Source organism: Nocardiopsis prasina DSM 43845 (assembly GCF_000341265.1).
In the GTDB taxonomy this organism is placed as follows: Bacteria; Actinomycetota; Actinomycetes; order Streptosporangiales; family Streptosporangiaceae; genus Nocardiopsis; species Nocardiopsis prasina.
Map to the genome: position 1 here is coordinate 1 of NZ_ANAE01000016.1, position 354 is coordinate 354.

Genomic DNA, 354 nt, shown 5'->3' on the forward strand with positions numbered 1-354 from the left:
ACCGCGGTCTCGATCGACTGGATCACCTCGCGCACCGCCCGCCCGATCTCGTCGCGGTCGGTGACCGCCGTGATCCGCTTGCGCCGATCGCCGCGGGGGATGTCGCCGAAGAGCTTGCCGTCCAGCTGCGCGGCTCCGACGAGCGCGAGTAGTGCCGCCGACCGCGGGTCGGGCGCGTCGTGGCCGAGCAGCACCGAGCGCAGCGCCCACACCGCCCGGTCCCGCTCCGGCTGCTGGGGCCGGTACGTGTCGGTGACGAAGATCCACAGCGCACGGCCCGGCTCGTGGTCCAACACGCCGAACGAGACAGCGCGGCCCCGGAGGCGCTCGCGCAGCTGCCGGCGGGTCAACCGC

Annotated in this window: 1 protein-coding gene; it reads right to left on the bottom strand. The window is 74.6% G+C overall.

Annotated features, from left to right (window positions below; all coding sequences use genetic code 11):
• Positions 1–354: GPP34 family phosphoprotein (locus tag D452_RS0100920; RefSeq protein ID WP_017542303.1), on the bottom strand; the 354-nt coding region annotated here is incomplete at both ends.